The sequence below is a fragment of the Clostridium ganghwense genome (genome assembly GCF_026735165.1).
Taxonomy (GTDB): domain Bacteria; phylum Bacillota; class Clostridia; order Clostridiales; family Clostridiaceae; genus Clostridium_H; species Clostridium_H ganghwense.
The window spans coordinates 174,491-195,143 of sequence record NZ_JAPQES010000003.1 but is presented as its reverse complement, the minus strand read 5'-3'; the positions used below and the strand labels follow the sequence as shown (position 1 = coordinate 195,143).

The window sequence follows — 20,653 nt, the reverse complement described above, 5'->3', positions numbered from 1 at the left end:
TAATATGGAGGAGGGCATTTTATGAAAGTTAAATGTGTAGATGATTATTTATGTTCAACAATTACTAAAGGAAGTGAGTATGTAGTAATTGAAGAGGGGGACAATTACTATGTTATTTTAGACAATAAACAACAAGAAGTTGTTACAAGAAAAGATAGATATACAGTAGTAGAAGATAATGACGTAGTAAAAAAAATAAAAGCAACTATCAATGAATTAAACCATCAATTAGAAAATGATTATGAAGATATAAAGAACTTTAATATTAGAAAGAATAGTAAGGGTGAAATTAAAGAAGTTATAATTAAATTCAAATATTAATTTTTATTTTGTATATTAAAAAGGTGGTTTTGCTTTTGCAAAAACCACCTTTTCATAATTAAAGTTAAGATGTAAACAATGCATTTACTTCAATTTCATAACCGTATTTTTTCAAAAATTCTATAACTGCTACTTCAAATATCTCTCTTTGGCTTATATTCTTTTCTTTGCTGAAGTCTTTTATAAGCTCTGCAAGATTATGGGACATACAAAGAGATTTTGTAATAGTTATTCCTCCAACTACATAACGGGGAATAGTTCCCCCAGTATTTATAGAGAGAAGTTCAGCAAGTTTATCTTTATTACGATCAATCATTTCCAGCATAGGAATTAGCTTTTGAAACCTATCCATTTGAGGAAGTTCTTCATTATTAAAATCATTTGAAAAATTATCGTAGTAAGAAGGAGAAAAATCATTAGAAGTAGAATTTACAGCAATTTCTTCTTCGTAACTATCATCAATAAAATCTACTTCAGGCTGCTCACCTTTTAAAAGAACATAATTTTGTTTTTCACTGGACCATATGTAGCCTTTATCTTTCATATACATAGCTATGGTTCGGTGATCCCTCATTCCTACTTTTTTTGCAATTTCTATTGGTTCAAGTCCAGCAGCAAACAAGGAAATTATTTTTTCAACCTTAAATGTACTAGGATTTATTTCAACTTTTGGAGTTTCTAATGGTTTTATTACATAATTTTGTTTAACAGAATTCCAAACATATCCACGTCTTCTCATGAACATATCTAAGGTTCTGTAGCTTTTATGATTAAATTCTTTTGCTAACTCATCACGGGTTTTTCCAGAGAATAAGCTTTTTACTATATAGTTTTCATCATATGTTGCTTTTATATTTGATGCAATTTCACTTCTGGTGATTTCTTCATACCGAGAAAAAGTATTATTGCTAGTTTGTATAGTCATAAAATTCACTTCTTTCTAGTAATTTGATGTTTTATAATACATTGACTGATTTATTTAATTCTTCTATATTTGCGTGAGTATATATGGAAGTTACTTTTAAATTTGAGTGACCTAATAATTTTTGTACATAAACTAGGTTTACACCATTCTTTATTAGATTAGATGCAAAGCTGTGACGTAGTATGTGAGCACTAACATGCTTTTTCCAGCCAAGCTTTCGAACTGTTTCTCTCAAAGATTGATTTACATAGTTAGCACTTAAACTGCCAGTTTTCTTTGTGGCAAAGAAATATTGGCTATTTACATGAGGTCTTTCATTGGCCAAGTAATTTTCAAATAGGGGAATAAGATTTTGGTTTATAGGAATATCCCTGTTTTTATTACCTTTCCCACCTATAACATGGATAATTTTGTTTTCAAGGTCAACATCATTTATATTGAGGTTAAGACATTCATTTATCCTAAGTCCAGTATAGTATAGTGTCTTTATAACTAACTTAATCAAAGGATGCTCAATTGCATCTATGAGCTGAAATGCCTCTTCTGTTGAAAGATATGTACGTTCTTTTTTTTGAATTTTAATTGGTTCAACAGTCATGGCAAGGTTAAAATTACACAATTTATTTTTACATGAATAATTCCAAAAAGAACGTAGAGTATGTAAATTTCTACTTCTGCTGGCTGTTTGTAAATTTTTCTTTTTTAGATAGTATAGGTAGTCTTCTATATCCGTTACTTGTATTTCATTTAGATATAGTGGACAGTTATATTTATGTTCAAGAAATTTTTCGAAGTTAGCAAGGTCTGTTGAATAAGAGCGAATTGTTTCGCTGCTTTTGTCTGTCATTACTAAATATTGTTTGAATCTTTTAATTGCATCTCTTAGTAACAAGTCTATAGCTCCTTCCATTTATAAGTATTTTCGATCCAATCTGCTGTAAAAGTATCTATAAACTGTGTGCAGTTTTTTTGTAGTTTATTATTATTATTATCAAATAAAGGATTTATATTTATTTTTAAGCTTGTTGCAAATTTTTTTATAGAAGCACATTCACATTCAATAATTTCTTTATATATTTCAATACCTAAAGCTCTTGTGAAATTTCTAGTTTTGTCAGGTAATTTTCTATATAATTCTATGCTATTAGAGTGCAGTGTTCTTATAGATTTAACAGAATTAATTACATCAGCTGCTATAGCATCTGATGTATCTTCATTTTCGTTACAAATTAAAGATATTATAGGTACGTTGAAGGCAGTTGAAATTTTTTCTAGTAAGCTAGTATCTATTGATGGTTTGCTTTCTAGACGAGAAACAGCTGAACGACTTATGCCTAAAGTATCTGCTAAATCTTGTTGTGTCATATTAGTCTTCTTTCTCAAGTTCTGAATATTTTTTCCGATGTCCATTTTTTTCATGTCCTTCCTAAATTAATACTATGTATAACTATATTACCATGGAATACCATGGATATTATGTGGTAATAGTAACATTAATGTTTAAAATTGTCAACACATTAATGTCCATAATTGACACATTATATAATAATAGAGATTAAATTCTATTTAAAATAGACAATATATCACACTAATAAAGAAGAGTGATGTAAATACTTTTTTCAAAAATATTTAAAATTATTCGCATAAATTGTAACTAGAGTAATAATTTTTTATGTTATAATGTATAGTGAAAAAATGGTACATACAGTGGGAGGAATTGTGAATGAACAATAGGAGAATTTTGAATTTTATTATGTTTTTAGCTCTGGTATTAGGTGTCTTTTCATTTAATTTAAAAGAAGCCTTTGCTGCAGCCGAAACACAAAATTGGAATACAGAAGTAAAAGAGGAATCTGTACTTCCGGATAAGGAGTGGAAAATTACTTTTACTACAGGGGTAGATGAAAGAACACTTACAGATAGCAACATATACATAGAAGATTCAAAGAAAAGAAAGTTTGAGGATATTAAAATAGAACCTGTAGAAAGTGATATAGAAGGTTCAACCGATGGATTGAAAGAGGTTAAGGAAGTTAAGATTATTCCAACAAAGGAATATACACAAAATGAAACTTACTCAATATGTGTAAGTAATGGAGTAAAATCTAAGGGAGGAAGAAAATTAGTAACTCCTTATAAGCTTCAATTCAAGGTAAAGAAAATAGATTCAGATTATTTTAAAATAAGAAATATAGAAGCTGTTAGTAAAAATGTTATTAATGTATATTTTACTCATCCAATAAATGAGGAAGCTCAGCAGTCGCTATATTATGAAATTCTTGAAGATGGATCAAGTTTTGTTAAGGGTGGATATAGAAGTATGGATGTACAAGCTCTTAAAGACTGTAACAATGGTGTTCAAATTTATTTAAAAGAAGAGAGTTTATCAGAAGATGAAAACTATACAATGAAAATCCTTGGAGATTTAACAAGTGGTTATGGTGTTAGACTTTTAGATGGGTTTGGAGATGAATTGGACTTCAAAGGTACTTCAGAGGAAAATGTAGAACTTTCTTTATTAGAAGCTGTAGTAAGAAACAGTAATCATCTTGAACTAAGCTTTAATAAGGCAGTTGACATTAAAACAGCTGAAAATATTGAGAATTATTCTGTAAGAGATACAGAAAAGAGCGAAACAAGAAAGGTAACTAAAGCTACAGTCAGTAAAGAAGGAGACAAGGTAGTTTTAGAAGTAGAAGGTACTCTTAAAAAGGATCACAAGTATAAAATAAATGTTAGAAATATTAAAGATAACATAAAAGAGAGCACTTTTAGTGAAACAGATTATTTAAGTGAAAAAATGAGTGCAAGTGATTACAATCTTTCTATTGTAAGTGCAGAAGCTCTATCAAATAGGGTTGTTGTTGTGAAATTTGATAGAAACTTAGATGAAAAAAAAGCTTTAGATAGATATAATTTTAAAGTTGAAGGAGTCACAGATAAATCTTACAGTAAGGAGACACCAGGAGATGTATTCTTTGATAAAGAAGAGGATGGTAAAACTGTAAAACTGTATTTAGGAAAATCACTAAGTTATAATAAGACCTACAGAGTAATTGCTTCAGATAACCTTAAAGATGAATATGGAGAGGAGTCTACAAAAGATATTAAGCATAATTTTGAAGGATTAGGCAGTTCAGATGAGCTTCCATATATTAAGAATGTTGTAACTGTAGGTAAAAATCATGTAAAAGTTGAATTTGGACAAGAAATGAAAAATGGAGATTCTAATATAGATCCGTTAAATTATTTATTGGAACGTACTGAAGGAGAAAATAAAAAAATAACTATAGGCTGTAGCGAAGTTAAATATGTAAATCCAACAACAATTATTTTAAAATTTGAAGATATGGACGATAATAAAGAATACATATTAAATATGAAATCTTTAGTTGATTACAATGACAGCAAAAATGATAACTATGCAAATGGTGTAGAAGTAAAAGCGGGAACATATTAGGAAAAAATAAATATTAAGTTTGAAAGTCCTATGTAAAAACATAGGACTTTTTTATGTTTTCTGTCTAGTGGAAATTGGAATAATTATCAAATATATCTTTATGCCGAACATAAGTTCTGATATAATTACATTATAAGGAAAAATAATGTTAATAAAATAGGAGGATATGTTATGAAAGGGGAAGTAGACCTAGATGAATTAGTTGAAAAAGCTAAATTAAATGATAAGGAGGCAGCAGAAGAAATAATAAATCGCTTTACTAAATATGTGGCAAAAACAGCAAGCGGTATATATATAAAGGGATATGAAATGGAGGATATAAAACAAATAGGATATCTATCTATAATGAAGGCTATTAAACTTTATGATAGCAGTAAGAACAAAAACTTTACAGCCTATCTTATAAAGACTATAAAAAATAACTACTATAATAATATAAGAAAAATGAGTAAAAGAAATTATGAAGCAAGTTTAGATAAAATTATAGAATGTGGAATGGAAAAAGAAGTATTTTATACCTCTTATAATATAGAGTATAATATAGAAGAAGAGTATATAAAGAAAGAAAAGCACTGGGAATTTGGTAACATGCTGGACAAGCTTCCGGCAAAGGATAGAGAATTAGTAGAATACATTTACAAAAATGAAAGAGGAGCTATGGTGAATTATGCAAAAATTAAAAATATGAAATATCAAGCCTGCTGCAAGAGAAAAAATAGAGTAATTAAGAAAATGGCAATTATGATTAAAGAAGAGAATAATAAAAATATATAGAACTTTTATAATTTTATTACGTATATACACATATAGAGGCAATGTTATTGTAATTACCTTAAATTACTGTATATTAATGGACATTCTAAATAATATAATTTATAATATTATTATAAATTATATTTAATTATATTTAATTATAAATTATATTTAATTAGAAAAATATCATTTATACTAATGATGACCAAAAAAGATGAATATTTTAAATTTATCTTTTAAATTTATTAAGGGGGGAGAACTTTGAGAAGAAATCAGTTTAATAGGGTAATATCTCTATTATTGCTTATAGTCTTTTTAGTTATGCCGGAAACAGCTTTGGCATATACAACTAAGGACAAAAAAGATAAAAAAATAGACTATAAGGTAACCTATAGAAATGAAGGAGTTCCAGTTGACAAGGAGTGGAAAATAAAATTTAACAGAGAATTAGATGAAAGTACTATACACTCTTCAAATGTATATGTGGAAGATTCTGAGGGAAGCAAATTTTACACGAATTTACATGTATCAGAAGATAAAAAAGAGATAACTATAAAACCAATATCTGATTACCTTCAGGGTAAGCAGTATTATATAATTTTAAAAGATATCAAGTCTAAACATGGTAAAAAATTAGTTAAGGCTAATAAAATTTCTTTTATAGTAAAAAATGTATATGCAGGACTTCCTTCCGAAGATGGATTGATTATTTTAAAGGATACAGCATATTCAATAGATTATCTTGCAAAAAATTCTAGACTAAAAAATGAACTTCTAAATGAGCATTATGATGTTTATTATGCTTATACACCTACTGCTAGAAAGATAAAAAATATCTTTGGGGATATAGATATTAGTGGTAAAAATAAGCCTAAACACTATGATAAAATGACTTATATTGGTCCAAATGGAGAAAAGCTAATATATGAATGGAATAAAAAAATATCAGAATATGAATTGGTTGAACCGGCTGTATATGCAGACGTAACAGTTAATTCGAGTGCTAAGGTTATAACGGTTACGGTAGATAGTGTACAAGGTATTGAAGGGGCTGAATATTTTAGAGTACAACACGGCAACAGTATGAAAAAAATAGGTGACCGTATTGTGTTTGCATCTTCAAGTTATGTAGAGAAAATTGAAATTTTATCTAGTAACAAAACTGTTTTAGCTACAGGAAATTTATATACTTTAAATTCTAATGATCGTAAAAACTCTCTTAGAATTGCAAATAGTGACCTTGACGGTAATACAGCTGGAAACATAAATAACAATGGATATGTAACAGAAGATGGAGATGGATATTTGTATTTCAATAATACAGGAGATAGTGGTAAACTGTACAAGCTAGATACAAATGGTGTATTTAATAATGCTATCTGTAATGATAAGGCTCAATACATAAATGTTTTTAATGACTGGGTATACTATAGTAACTATTCAGATGGCGGAAAACTATACAAAATAAGAAAAGATGGTACTGGAAGAAAAAAAATATCTGATGATATGGCTGCGTATGTTACTATATCAGGAGATTGGATTTATTACAGCAATCATTCAGATGGTGGAAGATTGTATAAAATAAGAACAAATGGTACTGAAAGAAAAGTAGTTAGCAGTATATTAAAGGATGAAGTAGCTTATATTAATGTATGTGGAGAATGGATATATTACACAAACATAAATGATAGACACAAACCTTATGTAATTAATAGGAGTGGAAACTATGTTTCTAAGTTAAGTGATGAATGGGCAAATTCAATACAAGTTAAGGGAGATTGGGTTTACTATACTTCTAGTACAGGAGTTTTAAGTAAAGTTAAAAAGGATGGTACTGGAAGCATTATTCCTATACAAGGACAAACTAGAGAGTTTGATAAGGGATTCCATTTAAATGTAGTTGGAAAATGGATTTATTATAGCAACCATCAGGACGGTGGAAAACTGTATAAGATTAGTACAGATGGAAGTGGTACTAAATATAAATTAACTAATGAGAAAGTTGATTACATTAGTATAGTAAATAATTTTATTTATTATACAAGTAAAGGAAAGCTTTATAAGCTTCCTAGTGATACAAATGGAAAAGAAAAGGCAGAAGCTATAGGAAAAAGTAAAACTGCAAGTAAAATAATAGAAATGGATGACATTAAGGTAACTGTTGATTATTCAGATGTCAATTTGGAAATTTCAGAGTTAGAAGATGAATATTTACCTGAGAAAGTTTCAGGAATTATGGATGATAATACAATGCATCAATTTTCTGTAATTTGGGATACTGAAAAAGCGACTATGAGAAATGGTGTGCGTACTTATAATGGAGAGATTGTTGGATTTAATAGAAAAATTAAGTTAGAGCTTTGGTTAGCTTCAGAAAAGCTTAATGAAACTAATACAATAAGAATTTACAACAATCCTGGCAGAAATACAGATATAATTGAGGTGGAAAATGTATTTGACAACAATCCATCAGCTAAGCCAAGAAAGCTTAATATTGGTGATGTAATAAATATTTATGATAGTGAAGATTGTGTGAAATCTCTAGGGAAGGCTACTGTAACTAGGATAGGAAAATATAATAGAGCAACAGTTCAAAGATTAGAATTAGATAAATATGGACAAAAGAGCATTTGGATTACAGTTATGAGAAAAGGAAAGGCAGAAAGTAAACCAACACAAGTTAAGCAGGCAGATATACCTTCTATACTTAGAGCGGAAGATGGAGACGATGAAGGTATAGGAGTAAGCGGAAAAGATTTTGAAATAGTGGAATGGGTACCTTCTCAAGTAAGATCTCCTGAGAAGTATCATGTATATATACTTTATGGTAGTACTAAACTTGATTTAAGTAAGAGTGACTTTGATAAAATAGATGAAATAGGTGTTAGAAATTCAACTACTGGAAGCACATGGCATGGAGATGAAAAATTAACAAAGGACAGTAAGAGAACTACATTTAGAAAAGGTAAATACAATATATATGTAGCAGGTAAGTTTGAGGGATGGGCTTCATCAGACGACAGAGGTAAGGATCCAGATGTAGAAGGATATGTATGTAGTGATGGTGTAACTATAGATGTGGACGATGAGATGCTTCCTAAAAAACCAAGTTTTTCTAAGCAAAAGGTTAAAAAATATGATGATGTTAAGTTAAATACAACACCAGCTAGAGGAGAAACAGCTTGGTTAATACCTGTTAGTAGAATAGGTGAAGTAGTAAATTGGACAACACTAAGTGGAAAACCATGGCCATTTACTAGTACTGATATTGCTAATAAGACAGTTACCCGTTTAGAAGGTGATGGTGCTACTAAAGTTATGAATGCACCAAAGGGAATGGAGCCAAATGATCCAAACTATAAAGATATAGAATACAAACTTGTAATTACTAATAATGTTGGAGCATCTCCAGTTTCAGATTATACAGTCATTGTAGATAACAAAAAACCTACAGTAACATTATGGGATAGAGTTGATGTAGGCGATGCAGCTAAGTTATATCTTGGAGAAGCTTTCAAAGCTACTAGTGATGAAAATAGTGATCTATATATTATAAGTAAAGATATTAGAAATATAGACAGCATAGATTTAATTAATGAAGCTGTTAAAGCTAAAATCGGTAAAGAATTTAGAAGTGCAAGAACTGGAATTCCTAAATATATGAGTACCGATAAGCTGGAAGCAGCTACTACAAATATAAATACAAATTATCAAATAGTAGCTGTTGATGAGGTAGGAAATATTTCAGAAGTAAAATATGTTACGGTATGGATACATTTAGATATTTTGAAGGGTTTAATTGATCAAGCTAATGGAGTGTTATTAACATTAGATGGTGACAGCAGAAGAAAATTAAATGATGCTGTTATTAAGGCTAAAGAAGTTCATATGAATGCAACAAACTTTAAAAATGTTTCTCAAAGAGATATAGATAATGCAGCAGATAGATTGAAGACAATTATGATTGACATTGGTGTGCCAGATGCAAATGCTACAGATCAGGAAATAGTTCTTGCTGAGAAGAATGGGCTTACAATAGAGAATATGAGTAATATAACAGAAGATATAGTTTTACCAACAAAAGGTAAATTCAGAAATGATGTTAATATTACATGGATTTCTGATAAAAATTCCATACTTTCTAGTGTAGGGTCTAATCTAGGAAAGGTAAACAGACCAGTAGGTAGAGATGAAAGAGTTACACTAACTGCTACTATAACTAAAGGGTCAGAAACAGCTATAAAGAAATTGTATGTTACAGTAAAACAGATAGAAGTTAATATGAATCCTGTGACTGTAAATAAAATAGATGATGTAACTAGTGAAATTACAGTAACTTGGGAAGCACCAGAGTCAAATAATATAGCACGTTATGAAGTAGTTGTAAAAGAAGGTAGTCAGCCTACATTATCAAATGCTGGTACAGTTTTTGCAGCTGATAAACGTACAGGTACAGTTCGTTTTACTAATAATGATGCTGCTGAAAAGAGCATATATATAGCAGTAATAGCAGTTGGCATAAATGGAAGTAAGACTATGTGTAAGAATATTCAAAGTGCAGTTATTGAGGCTAAAGAGGTAGTTAGTGTTGAAGCAAGTGTGCCAACAGCACAAGTATCAGCAGTAGAATTTACAGATGGAGATACAGGTGTGAATCAAATTGGTGGAAAGATTACATGGACAGCACCAGCAGATGTATCAAATGTAACGCATTATGTGATATATACATCAACAGATGGAAGTACAAAAGGAACAAAATTAGGAGAAGTAGCAGTAGGAACAAATGAGTATGATATTGTAGTAGGTACACCATCAGCAGGAGTAACTCATTTAGCAGTATATACAAAGAATACAGTTGGAGAATCTACAACAGGAGTATATAAAGCAATCACAGATGTTACTCCATAAATTTGAACTGACATAAATTTTAAACATATAGTATTAACTATAACTAGCCCAGGGAAGAAATATTCTTTCAGGGGCTTTTCCTTGTAAGTTTAAACATTATTTAAATATCATAGAAAGTTAACAATTTAGTTACTTAATATGAAAGAAAATATTATTCTATAAATTAGACAGATATGGTATACTTATAATGTTATAAATATGATAAAATTCATAAAAGTTGGAGGGAAACTATGACAATGAATTCAAATGATGAAAGAAAAGTGGTTGATACTAAGCTTTCCATTCATCCTGAGATAGAAGATAGACTTTCTGATTTCCAAAAAGAATGTTTGGAGGATGAAATTTCTGAATTGCCATCTATAAGAGAAGGAGAGGTTGATATAACTACAGATTTTATATTTGATATGGAAGACAACTATGAAACAAGTATTTTCATAAGAAATGGTCTTCAGCAGGATTTAATGCTTCAATATGTTCCTTTTATTATAGTAGATAGTGAAGAAAAGATTCTGGCAAGAAAGCTTTTTGATTTGAGAGAAGCGGGAAATATACCACCACATGGAGTAAGACCTTGGAAAATATATTTTTCTAAAGATGAGGTGGATTTGGAAGGACAGGATCTTACAAAGTTAAAGCTTGTTTTTGAAAAAAAATTAAAGGCTGAAACTATTGTTACGGTAGAGTATGAAAATCTTCCTAAGAAAATTTCTATGGAAAATAAAGAGAAATATACTAAGTTTTTAAAGAGTCTTCCTTTGCTTAAAAAAGGAAAATTTACTATGTCCACTTACGAAGTTGTAAAAACGGATGATGGTGGAATATCAGTAACTATAGTAATACGTAATGGATATGATAAGGGAATTAGAGTGAAAAAAGTTCCAATAACAATTTTAGATGCAACAGGAGAGATAGCTGCAGCTGGAATATTCTATTTAGATAATGTTATAATAAGTCCTTTAAAGGCTAGAATTTACAGCTTTACGTTTTCTAAAAATGAAATAAATAAAGCTAGGGCTAATTTAAGCAAATGGAAAGTTAATTTTACTATGACGAATACTATTTCCACAGGAGATGAGAAGAAAGATGAACAATAATAGCAGAAAAAAGACTCAAAGAATATTAGTTGCGTTACTTACATTAGCGCTTGTAGGCAGTACGTTTGCAACTATAGCTTCTTTAAGAGGCGGAAAAAGCAAGCAGAAGGAAAATGGTAAAGAAGTAACTCAACCAATTAATAAGGAAATAACTGAAGGTCTAAAAAAAGACATGCAAAATGCAAAGATTGAAGCTGGAGATAAAGTAGTAAAAGCTACAATTACTATTACTTCAGAAGCAAATAAAATTCAAGCGGACAAGGTTGCAGATCAACTTGCTAAAGAACTTAAAGAGAAGAATAAAGGAAAAGATGTAAGTGTTGATGTAGTATATGATGGTGAAAAAGTATCAGAATCTAATATATATGATACGCCTAAAGATGAGGCAAAAAAAGACGATAATATACCAGAGAAAACTATAACTATAAAAAGTGGTTTAACTGAAATGGATAGATATGTAGCTATAACGTTAAAAACTGACGATCCTACTAAATATTCCGTAGAAGTAATGGGACAAAAGCTTGAGTATGTTCCTTCTAAGAAGTTATTCCATGGAGTTATACAAACTACAGATGAAAATGCAATAAGAAGTAATGTAAAAGTTGCTTTAAAGAAATAGGAACCAATATCAAAGATCCTAGTTTGTGAGATTTCCTGCGAACTTTGATTAGGTTTGGGTTATTTATTAATAGATATTGAATATCTAATTTATGAAAAAATAAAAAGATACTTATGCTTAAAGTTATGGAGGGATGGTTTCATGAAAAAAAGAGTAAAGGTTTTAGCTACTTTGGCTATAGCTGGATGTGTTGCGTTAGGAATGGGTGCAAAGGCTAATGCCAAGACAGATGCGTACTTAATTAAAGATAAGAGTACAGGTACTGTATATGAATTTGATAGACAAGCCCTAGTAAAATCTTTTATGAACTATAATATTAATGGTTCTGATGCATTATACGATGATTACAAAAGATTATTCTCAAAGAATGGTCTATACGCTTTTCATGATGATACAAAAAAATATGTTGATTATGAAGAAGTAAAAAAAGCATTTATGGATGCAAATATCAATAATAAAGCATTCTCATTAGATGATTTTACTGAAAATAAAGGAGCAACTATGACTACTGTACCTAAGATTGTAAAGGATGTAACTGCAAGTAACGGTAAGATAACTTACTCTGATAAGGATACAGGAAGCCAAGGAGCAGAGGATGCTCTAGAAATAACTTCTATTGAATAGAACTTTGAAATTAATATATTTAAGGAACTGCCTTCAAAAAGAGGGCAGTTCTAATTTTATGAGAACAGTAGGTGAAAAACATGAATTTATTTAAAAGTAAAAAAATTAATAATAAGATGAACACGCTTTTCTTATTTTTAGTATCATTAATATATGCATTAAACTTTTCTTATGTAAATGTTTCTGCTGCAGATAAGATTGCAGAGCAGGGTCAGGTAGTAGAAGTTTCAACAGAGACAGAAGCTTTTACAACTTTAACACAAGCAAGAGCCTTAATAAATAACTACTATATAGAAGACGTAAGTGACAAAATTGAGGATTCAAAATCTGTTTCTGAAATGATTGAAGCTTTAGATGATCCTTACTCAAGCTATTTTACAAAAGAAGAATATGAGAGCTTTGTAAATATTATAGATAATAAGTTCTGCGGCATAGGTATTTATTTAGATATAGTGGATGAAGGGGTTAAGGTTTTATCTACTATTGGAAATTCACCAGCAGAAGAAGCGGGACTTCAATCTGGTGACATCATAATAAAGGTAGATGGAAATACTCTTCAAGGAAAATCTTCAGAAGAAGCCTCTAAATATTTAAGAGGGGAAGAAGGAACTAAGATTCAGCTTGTAGTAAAAAGAGAATCAAAACTTTTAAACTTTCAGGTTACAAGAGGAGTTATAACTAATCCAACAGTAATTAATGAAGTCTTAAAGAATGATATAGGATATATAAGAATTTCTTCTTTTGGAGAAAAAACAGGAGATGAATTTTTAAATAGTTTAAATAAACTAGAAGAGGAAAACGTAAAGAGTTATATAATAGATTTAAGATTTAATGGGGGAGGATATGTAACTCAAGCCCTTGATATTGGAGGACATTTTGTTGGGCACAAGCCTGTAGTTGTAATGAAGGATAATGCTGAAAGAACTTATACTTATTATGGGTATGATCATAATAAAATTGTAGAAAAGCCTATAATATTCCTTGTAAATGAATACAGTGCCAGTGCTTCTGAAATTTTATCAGCAGCAGTGAAGGATTATGGAAAAGCCTTTTTCATAGGTAAAACTACTTATGGAAAAGGGGTTGCTCAAAATATGTTTCCTTTGAGTGATGGAAGTTTTATTAAGATTACAACGTCTAAGTTTTTCTCTCCTAAGGGAAATGTAATTCAGCATAAAGGTATTACTCCAGATTTTGAGACGTCTACCAAGGATTCTTTTGAGACAGCAGCATTACTTCTATCTAATATAAATGAGGATGGAAAGTTATTTAAACTTAACAGCAAAGAATTAAAAGAGATTGTAAAAGATAAAAATGATAAAACTATATCTATAACATTTAATCAAGAGATAGATGCAAACACTGTAAATAATGAAAATATAGAATTAGTTGCAGAAGGTAGTATTGAAAAAGTTCCTGTGGAATTTACTTTAGATAAGGAAAATAAAGTAGTTGTAAATTTAAAAGAAGGTTTTAAAGAAAATCAGACATATTATTTCATTGTAAATGATAAGATAAAAAGTAAAGCTGGAAAATCTTTAACTGCAGGAGCAGTGATGAAGATAGTAGTTAAATAAGAGAAATTTGGGGTCAGGTCACAATTTTTATATAAAAATATAAAAATAAATCCAGTAGAACATTGAAGTTCTGCTGGATTATTTTTTATTCTAGTTCAGAGTAGAGTTTTTTAAATTGAGGATCATCGAGTAATTTCCCCAAATATTCTATAAAAGGCTTTTGCAGCTCTTCTTTTCTTAGGGCAAATTCTACAGTAGCCTGCAAAAACCCTAATTTATCTCCTACGTCATATCTTCTTCCTTCAAAAGTATAAGCATACATAGCTTCTTTTGAGATTAAGGTTCTAAGAGCATCGGTAAGTTGAATTTCTCCACCTTTTCCTGGCTTAGTGTGATCTAATATGTTAAATATTTCAGGTGTTATTATATATCTTCCTAGTATTGCTATATTTGATGGAGCCTCATCTATACTTGGCTTTTCTACAAGGTCTTTAACTTTATAAACTTTATCTTCTATATGCAGTCCATTTACTATTCCATATTTATATACATCTTTTTCATGAACAGGCTGTACTCCTATAATACTTGTTTTATATTCATTAAAGCAATCTATTAATTGTTTTAAGCAGGGAACTTCATTGTCAACTATATCATCTCCAAGCATAACAGCAAAAGGTTCGTTTCCTACAAAGGTTTTAGCACAGCTTATGGCATGGCCAAGTCCCCTTGGTTCTTTTTGTCTTATATAATGGATGTTTACTATATTGGATATGTTTTTTACCAACTCTAGTAATTCAGTTTTATTATTTTGGTGTAGCTGATATTCAAGTTCTATAGATTTATCAAAATGGTCTTCTATTGCTCTCTTATTTCTTCCAGTTATAATTAATATTTCTTCTATATCAGATGCTACAGCTTCTTCAATTATATATTGAATGGTAGGTTTATCAACTATAGGGAGCATTTCTTTAGGTTGCGCTTTGGTTGCAGGCAAGAATCTTGTACCTAATCCTGCTGCAGGTATTATTGCTTTCTTTACTCTCATTAATTATATCACCCCTATTGTGAAAAAAAATCTTTATTCTAATATATATTTTATAAAAGCAATATAGAACATCTAAAATTGGAAATAAAGATAATTATATGGTTTAAATTATAAAAAAAGGGATATGATGTAAAGTGAATGAGCTTTAAGAATGAGGTGTTAAGATGAAAAACACTAAAGTTATAGTAAGTTTTTTATGTCTTTTGTTAGTTGTATTCTTAAGTATTATAGTCTTTAACTATGATTTTGATAAAACCTTAAAGAATAAGGAAGCAGTAGATACATTTAAAAATAATGTAGATGAAGAATGTGATAGACCTATTATCCTTTCGTGGAATAATGTAAATTCAATAAATACTACAGGAGGAAAGATGAATATCACTATCTTTTCTAAATTGAAAAATAATACTGACGCTGTAGAAAATGTAGCTTATGTGATGGAGTGGAAAAAATCTGATAAGGATATATCAGAAAATGATATTACTTTAATTTATAAAGATAAAGAGCTTAAGGGTTATAAAGGCAAATATCAAATTATAAAGGAAAGTAAGGTGAAGAATGATAAAACTTATACTGTAAGTGTTATTTTCAAGAAAAAAGGTGCATACAATCTGAGAGTTTATGCTGAAAACTATAAAGAATAGTAGGAGGATAATAAGATGATAAGAAATAAAATTTTTAAGATTATAGTATTAATGGGTGCAGCACTGGCTGTACTAAATTGTTCAACAAAAGTATTTGCAAAACAGATATCAAATTCGTTAACTACAACAATTGTAGTGGAAAGAGAAGTTGACGTTGGAGATGGAGATAAATATACATATTCAGAGATAAATGAGGCAATAAAGGCTGCTGATGAGGGACAGGTAATTAAATTAAAAGGGGGAGAATATAATTTACCAAAGGGTATTGTAGATAAGAAAGTAACTTTAGATTCTGCTGACGGAGAATTTGTAGATATAGTTATTGATGGTGAACTTCCTGAACTTATAAAAGTAAAAGAGAAGGTTACTATAAATAAAAAAGGAGTAGATCCAATTAACTTAACTGGTGAAATAGTGGAAGGTAGTAATGATTCTAAAGATATGAAAGGAAAAATTACTTTAAATGTAAAGAGTGGAGAAACAGTATTTATTAATGTATCAGAAAAGGTGATTAACAAGTTAGGATTTCATAACGCACATCTAATGCTAAATTTAAATAATAATACTGGTGTAATAGTTTCAAAGAATAAAAATAAGCAAGACTATACTGAAATTCAAGCAAATAAAAATGAAGAATATGATTTAGGTGAAATTACAGAGAAGGTAACAGCTAAGATATATTTAACTTTTACAGAAGCAGGAACATATGAGGTGCAAATTTATGCTGATGACAATAGATAAAATTACTAGATATGAATAATCCAAAAGAATTTTTCATAATATATGTATATATTTTGTATATTACAAGGAGAAAGTTTTATGGATCTGTATTCACTGTTAATAATAGCTTTAGCCTTAGCATTAGATGCTTTTGGAGTAGCTTTAAGTATAGGCATAAATAAAGGAATAAAATTTAAAAATAAACTTTGGTTTTCTACATCTTTTGGATTTTTTCAATTTCTTTTTGCTTTTATAGGTGCTTATGCAGGATTTTTATTTACTACATATGTATTGGCTTTGCCAAAGGTTATAGGTGGAGTAATAATAGCTGTTGTAGGAGCACTTATGTTAAAAGAAGGCTTAGAAGAAAAGGATGAAAATATTCTTTTAGATAAAAAAATGTATTTTATTCTTGGTATTTCTGTAAGTATAGATGCAGCAGTTGTTGGGTTTACGGTTTTTAACAATATAGCTAACAAGTTGTTATTGCTTAAATATACTTTATTTATAGGTTTAGTTTCTCTTATTATGTCAGGTTTTGCTTTTGTTATTTCAAAATATTTGAGAAAAATTAAAGTTGTTGCAAAGTATGCGGATTATGTTGGAGGAATTATTTTGATTTTATTTGGGCTTAAGATGATATTTCTATAAATTTAAAATCCTGCTGATTAATAAAAATTTATATGGTTATAATTTAAAATAAAAATTACAGTTTATTGGAGGAATATATATGAATAAGGTTTTGTTTATAGGCAGGCTTACAAAAGATATAGAACTAAAACATATAAAGGAAAATGACAAAAATGTTACCAATTTTACTTTAGCAGTTGATAGACCATTTCTTAATGAAAAAGGTGAAAGGGTAACAGATTTTATTCCAGTAGTTGCGTGGGAAAGAAATGCTGAGAAGTTAGCTAAGCATACAAAGAAAGGAAATCTTATTAGTGTAATCGGAAGACTTCAGATGATTTCCTATGAAGGTAAAGATGGAGTGAAGAGATATATAAGTCAGGTTGTTGCCCAGGAAATACAATTTTTAGAGTGGAACAAAACTAAAGAAACAGCTATTTAATGTGATAACTACGGCCAGTGGAACGTGAAATCTAAATGTTCTATTGGCTTTTTTATGTTATAATTGTGGTAAAACTATTCTAAGGTGGTAATATGAATATAGAAATGATTTTAAAGGAAAATAATATAAGAAGTACTAAAAATAGAATAGCTATAATGAAAGTTTTAGAGGAAAGTGAAGCATCAGTTACTGCGGAATATATTTTTGAGAAATGTAAAGAGAAAGGACAAAAGGTGGATTTATCTACAGTTTATAGAACCTTTGATTTGCTGGAAGAAAAAGATATATTGAATAAGTTTGATGTAGGTGAAGGAAAATATAATTACATATTAAAAAACAAGTGCCACAAGCATACGATATTTTGCCATTTGTGTCATAAAGAAGTACAGATTGACTGTCCTATGATACAAGTTGAAGAAATAATAAAGAGTAAAACAGGATTCACCTTTATAGAAAAGGAGATTAAATTAAGGTGTATTTGTGAAGAATGTAGAATGAATCAACCTTTAAATGAAAGAAAAGAAATTGAAAAATGGAAAGTAAGTAAAAAATAATTTGAAAAGGTAGGGATAATAAAATGGAATTTTCATCATTAGTACTTATGGAAGTAGACAAGGATAATAAATTTGTAGGAGAACTTGGAAGCTATGATGTTTTAGAAGGAGCTGAATATGTAACTAAGTTTTTTTACAAAGAGGATAAAATAAATTTATATTTTGATACTAAAGAAGATGTTGAAGAGTGGCAGTATACTGCTATATATGATTTATTTAATTTAGAAGCCTTTGAAGAGAAGGGATATGGAATAGAAGAGAAGGATGATGAATATAATCCAACATGGATTGTTGAGTTTGACTATATTGAGGAGCATAGTGATATGAAAGAAAAGCTAACTGATGTTTGCGAGCTTATCAGCGTAGAAATAAAGAATGCTTTTGAAGAGGCAGAAAAGAAAAAAGAAGAATACCTTTAAAAGATTGGGGTGTGATATTGTGAGTGATGTAAGGATAGTTAAAAAGAGAGAAGAAATTTCAAATGAGTATAAGTGGGATATAGAAAAGGTTTATTCAGGTATTGAAGAGTGGGAAAAGGATTTTTTAAGACTTAAAGAAACTACTCCAAAGCTTAGAGCGTTTAAGGGAAAACTAAATGATGCTAAAGAGCTGCTTGCTTTTCTAAAGCTAGATGAAGAGATATCAAGACTTGCAGATAGACTAACTGTTTATGCTTTCTTAAGATCAGATGAGGATACTACCAATACAACCTTTCAAGCATTAAAGAGTAAGATTGAAACATATTTAGCTGAACTTATGGCTGCAGGATCATTTTTTGTTCCAGAAATATTATCTTATGAAGAAGGAACAATTGAAAAGGCAATTGAAGAGCTGCCTGAACTTAAAATGTATGAGTTTATGCTTAAAAAAATATTAAAGAGAAAACCTCATACATTAAGCGGCGAGATGGAAGAGCTTATGGCATCAGTATCTGATTGCTTAAATGCACCAAGTAATATTTTTAGTATGTTATCAAATGCAGATATGACTTTTCCTAATATTAAAGATGAAGAAGGAAATGAAGTAGAGTTAACAGAAGGAAACTATTCAAAGTATATAAAATCTAAAGATAGAAAGGTTAGAGAGGCTGCATTCAAAGCTTTATTTGGAACTTATGAAAAATATAAAAATACCTTAGCTTCATCGCTTACTTCATCTATAAAGAATTTTTCTTTTATGTCAAAAACTCGTAAATACAGAAATTCTATAGAAAGTTCTTTGGAGCCAAATGATATTCCAGTAAGGGTTTATGAAAATGCTATTGAGACTATAAATAAGAATATAGAAAGTCTTCATAGATATGTAAGAGTAAAGAAAAAATTATTGGGGTTAGACGAAATTCATATGTATGATTTGTATGTGCCTGTAATAGATACACCAAAGACTCATATTGAATTTGACGAAGGAGTTAAAACAGTAAAAGAAGCTATTAAGCCATTAGGAGAAGAGTATTTAAAGATATTTAATGAAGGAATAGAGAAAAAGTGGATAGATATATATGAAAACAAGGGTAAAAGAACAGGAGCTTATTCATGGGGATGCTATGATACAATGCCTTATGTACTTTTAAACTATAATTATGAATTAAATGATGTATCAACTCTTGCTCATGAAATGGGACACTCTATACACTCATATTATTCAAGAAAGGAACAGCCATATGTATATGCTGATTATACTTTATTCTGTGCAGAAGTGGCTTCTACAGTAAATGAGTGTTTACTTATAAATTATCTTATAGATAATGAGAAGGATGAAAAAAAGAGATTATATCTTATAAATACTCAACTTGAGCAAATTAGAACGACTGTGTTTAGACAGATAATGTTTGCTGAATTTGAGAAGATTACTCATGAGAAGATTGATAATGGTGAGCCTCTGACTTCTGAAGATTTATGCAGCATATATCACGATTTAAATGTTAAATATTTTGGAAAAGATATGATTATAGATAAAGAGATCGATATGGAATGGTCTAGAATTCCACATTTCTATAGAGATTTTTATGTATATCAATATGCGACAGGATATTCAGCAGCAAATTCTTTTGTTAAAAATATTGTACAGGAAGGCAAAAGTGCTGTAGAAAAATATAAAGGTTTCTTAAAGAGTGGAGGAGCAGATTATCCTATAAATATCCTTAAAAAAGCAGGAGTCGACATGACAACTTCAAAGCCAATAGAGGATACAATAAATAGATTTAATGAACTTTTAGATATGCTGGATAAATAAAAAACGAATTTAATATGAATTTAAGTTTAACCATATTTATACCAAAAAGTATTTCCAAATGTTAAAAAATATGCAGGAAATTAATGAAATGTTTAATAAATTGTAATATAATAGAAGTAATTGATGTATTAAAAACGGAAATACAGGGTTACTATGAGGTGTAAT

General features: G+C 29.5%; 19 protein-coding genes. 15 read left to right on the top strand and 4 right to left on the bottom strand.

What is annotated here, in order from left to right; all coding sequences use genetic code 11:
- The first annotated feature begins 21 nt into the window (after positions 1-21).
- Positions 22-321, top strand: coding sequence for a M26 family metallopeptidase (locus OXH55_RS10105; protein ID WP_268049816.1), 300 nt, complete (start codon positions 22-24; stop codon positions 319-321).
- Between the two features lie 64 nt (positions 322-385).
- On the opposite strand, the gene OXH55_RS10100 is transcribed toward OXH55_RS10105, so the two are convergent.
- From OXH55_RS10100 to OXH55_RS10090, 3 genes are read right to left on the bottom strand one after another with little or no spacing between them, the layout of a single operon-like run.
- Positions 386-1,246, bottom strand: coding sequence for a hypothetical protein (locus OXH55_RS10100; RefSeq protein WP_268049815.1), 861 nt, complete (start codon positions 1,244-1,246; stop codon positions 386-388).
- A 31-nt stretch (positions 1,247-1,277) separates the two neighbouring features.
- Positions 1,278-2,138, bottom strand: a complete 861-nt coding sequence (xerA, locus tag OXH55_RS10095) for a site-specific tyrosine recombinase/integron integrase (protein WP_268049814.1) — start codon at positions 2,136-2,138, stop codon at positions 1,278-1,280.
- 2 nt (positions 2,139-2,140) lie between these two features.
- Positions 2,141-2,656, bottom strand: coding sequence for a helix-turn-helix domain-containing protein (locus OXH55_RS10090; protein WP_268049813.1), 516 nt, complete (start codon positions 2,654-2,656; stop codon positions 2,141-2,143).
- Positions 2,657-2,969: 313 nt separating this feature from the next.
- On the opposite strand from OXH55_RS10090, the gene OXH55_RS10085 reads away from it, so the two are divergent.
- The 7 genes from OXH55_RS10085 to OXH55_RS10055 all read left to right on the top strand — a co-directional run bounded on the left by OXH55_RS10085 (position 2,970) and on the right by OXH55_RS10055 (position 14,281).
- Positions 2,970-4,706, top strand: a complete 1,737-nt coding sequence (locus OXH55_RS10085; protein ID WP_268049812.1) for an Ig-like domain-containing protein — start codon at positions 2,970-2,972, stop codon at positions 4,704-4,706.
- Between the two features lie 171 nt (positions 4,707-4,877).
- Positions 4,878-5,480, top strand: a complete 603-nt coding sequence (locus OXH55_RS10080) for a sigma-70 family RNA polymerase sigma factor (protein ID WP_268049811.1) — start codon at positions 4,878-4,880, stop codon at positions 5,478-5,480.
- A gap of 240 nt (positions 5,481-5,720) precedes the next feature.
- A complete protein-coding gene (locus OXH55_RS10075) occupies positions 5,721-10,367 on the top strand; it encodes a DUF5050 domain-containing protein (RefSeq protein WP_268049810.1) in 4,647 nt (1,548 codons plus the stop codon).
- Positions 10,368-10,597: 230 nt separating this feature from the next.
- On the top strand, positions 10,598-11,461 hold the full coding sequence (locus tag OXH55_RS10070) for an SLAP domain-containing protein (RefSeq protein ID WP_268049809.1): 864 nt from the start codon (positions 10,598-10,600) through the stop codon (positions 11,459-11,461).
- On the top strand, positions 11,451-12,080 hold the full coding sequence (locus tag OXH55_RS10065) for a hypothetical protein (protein WP_268049808.1): 630 nt from the start codon (positions 11,451-11,453) through the stop codon (positions 12,078-12,080). The genes OXH55_RS10070 and OXH55_RS10065 overlap by 11 nt, the downstream gene beginning before the upstream one ends.
- Positions 12,081-12,221: 141 nt before the next feature.
- Positions 12,222-12,704, top strand: coding sequence for a hypothetical protein (locus OXH55_RS10060; RefSeq protein ID WP_268049807.1), 483 nt, complete (start codon positions 12,222-12,224; stop codon positions 12,702-12,704).
- Positions 12,705-12,784: 80 nt separating this feature from the next.
- Complete coding sequence (locus tag OXH55_RS10055; protein ID WP_268049806.1) at positions 12,785-14,281, top strand: S41 family peptidase; 1,497 nt, start codon at positions 12,785-12,787, stop codon at positions 14,279-14,281.
- A gap of 85 nt (positions 14,282-14,366) precedes the next feature.
- Here OXH55_RS10055 and galU read toward each other — a convergent pair whose 3' ends face one another.
- On the bottom strand, positions 14,367-15,266 hold the full coding sequence (gene galU, locus OXH55_RS10050) for a UTP--glucose-1-phosphate uridylyltransferase GalU (RefSeq protein ID WP_268049805.1): 900 nt from the start codon (positions 15,264-15,266) through the stop codon (positions 14,367-14,369).
- Positions 15,267-15,430: 164 nt separating this feature from the next.
- On the opposite strand from galU, the gene OXH55_RS10045 reads away from it, so the two are divergent.
- From OXH55_RS10045 to pepF, 7 genes are all read left to right on the top strand, one after another.
- On the top strand, positions 15,431-15,910 hold the full coding sequence (locus OXH55_RS10045; RefSeq protein WP_268049804.1) for a hypothetical protein: 480 nt from the start codon (positions 15,431-15,433) through the stop codon (positions 15,908-15,910).
- A 15-nt stretch (positions 15,911-15,925) separates the two neighbouring features.
- Positions 15,926-16,651 carry a hypothetical protein gene (locus OXH55_RS10040; protein ID WP_268049803.1) on the top strand — a complete coding sequence of 242 codons (726 nt, stop codon included), beginning with the start codon at positions 15,926-15,928 and terminating at the stop codon, positions 16,649-16,651.
- 78 nt (positions 16,652-16,729) lie between these two features.
- Entirely contained in the window at positions 16,730-17,281 is a 552-nt protein-coding gene (locus OXH55_RS10035; protein WP_268049802.1) for a manganese efflux pump, read from the top strand.
- Positions 17,282-17,360: 79 nt separating this feature from the next.
- The gene (locus OXH55_RS10030; protein ID WP_268049801.1) at positions 17,361-17,702 is read left to right on the top strand and encodes a single-stranded DNA-binding protein; all 342 of its coding nucleotides are present in this window, start codon (positions 17,361-17,363) and stop codon (positions 17,700-17,702) included.
- A 92-nt stretch (positions 17,703-17,794) separates the two neighbouring features.
- A complete protein-coding gene (locus OXH55_RS10025; RefSeq protein ID WP_268049800.1) occupies positions 17,795-18,256 on the top strand; it encodes a Fur family transcriptional regulator in 462 nt (153 codons plus the stop codon).
- A 23-nt stretch (positions 18,257-18,279) separates the two neighbouring features.
- A complete protein-coding gene (locus OXH55_RS10020) occupies positions 18,280-18,675 on the top strand; it encodes a DUF6762 family protein (protein ID WP_268049799.1) in 396 nt (131 codons plus the stop codon).
- Between the two features lie 19 nt (positions 18,676-18,694).
- On the top strand, positions 18,695-20,488 hold the full coding sequence (gene pepF, locus OXH55_RS10015) for an oligoendopeptidase F (protein ID WP_268049798.1): 1,794 nt from the start codon (positions 18,695-18,697) through the stop codon (positions 20,486-20,488).
- Positions 20,489-20,653 lie beyond the last annotated feature (165 nt).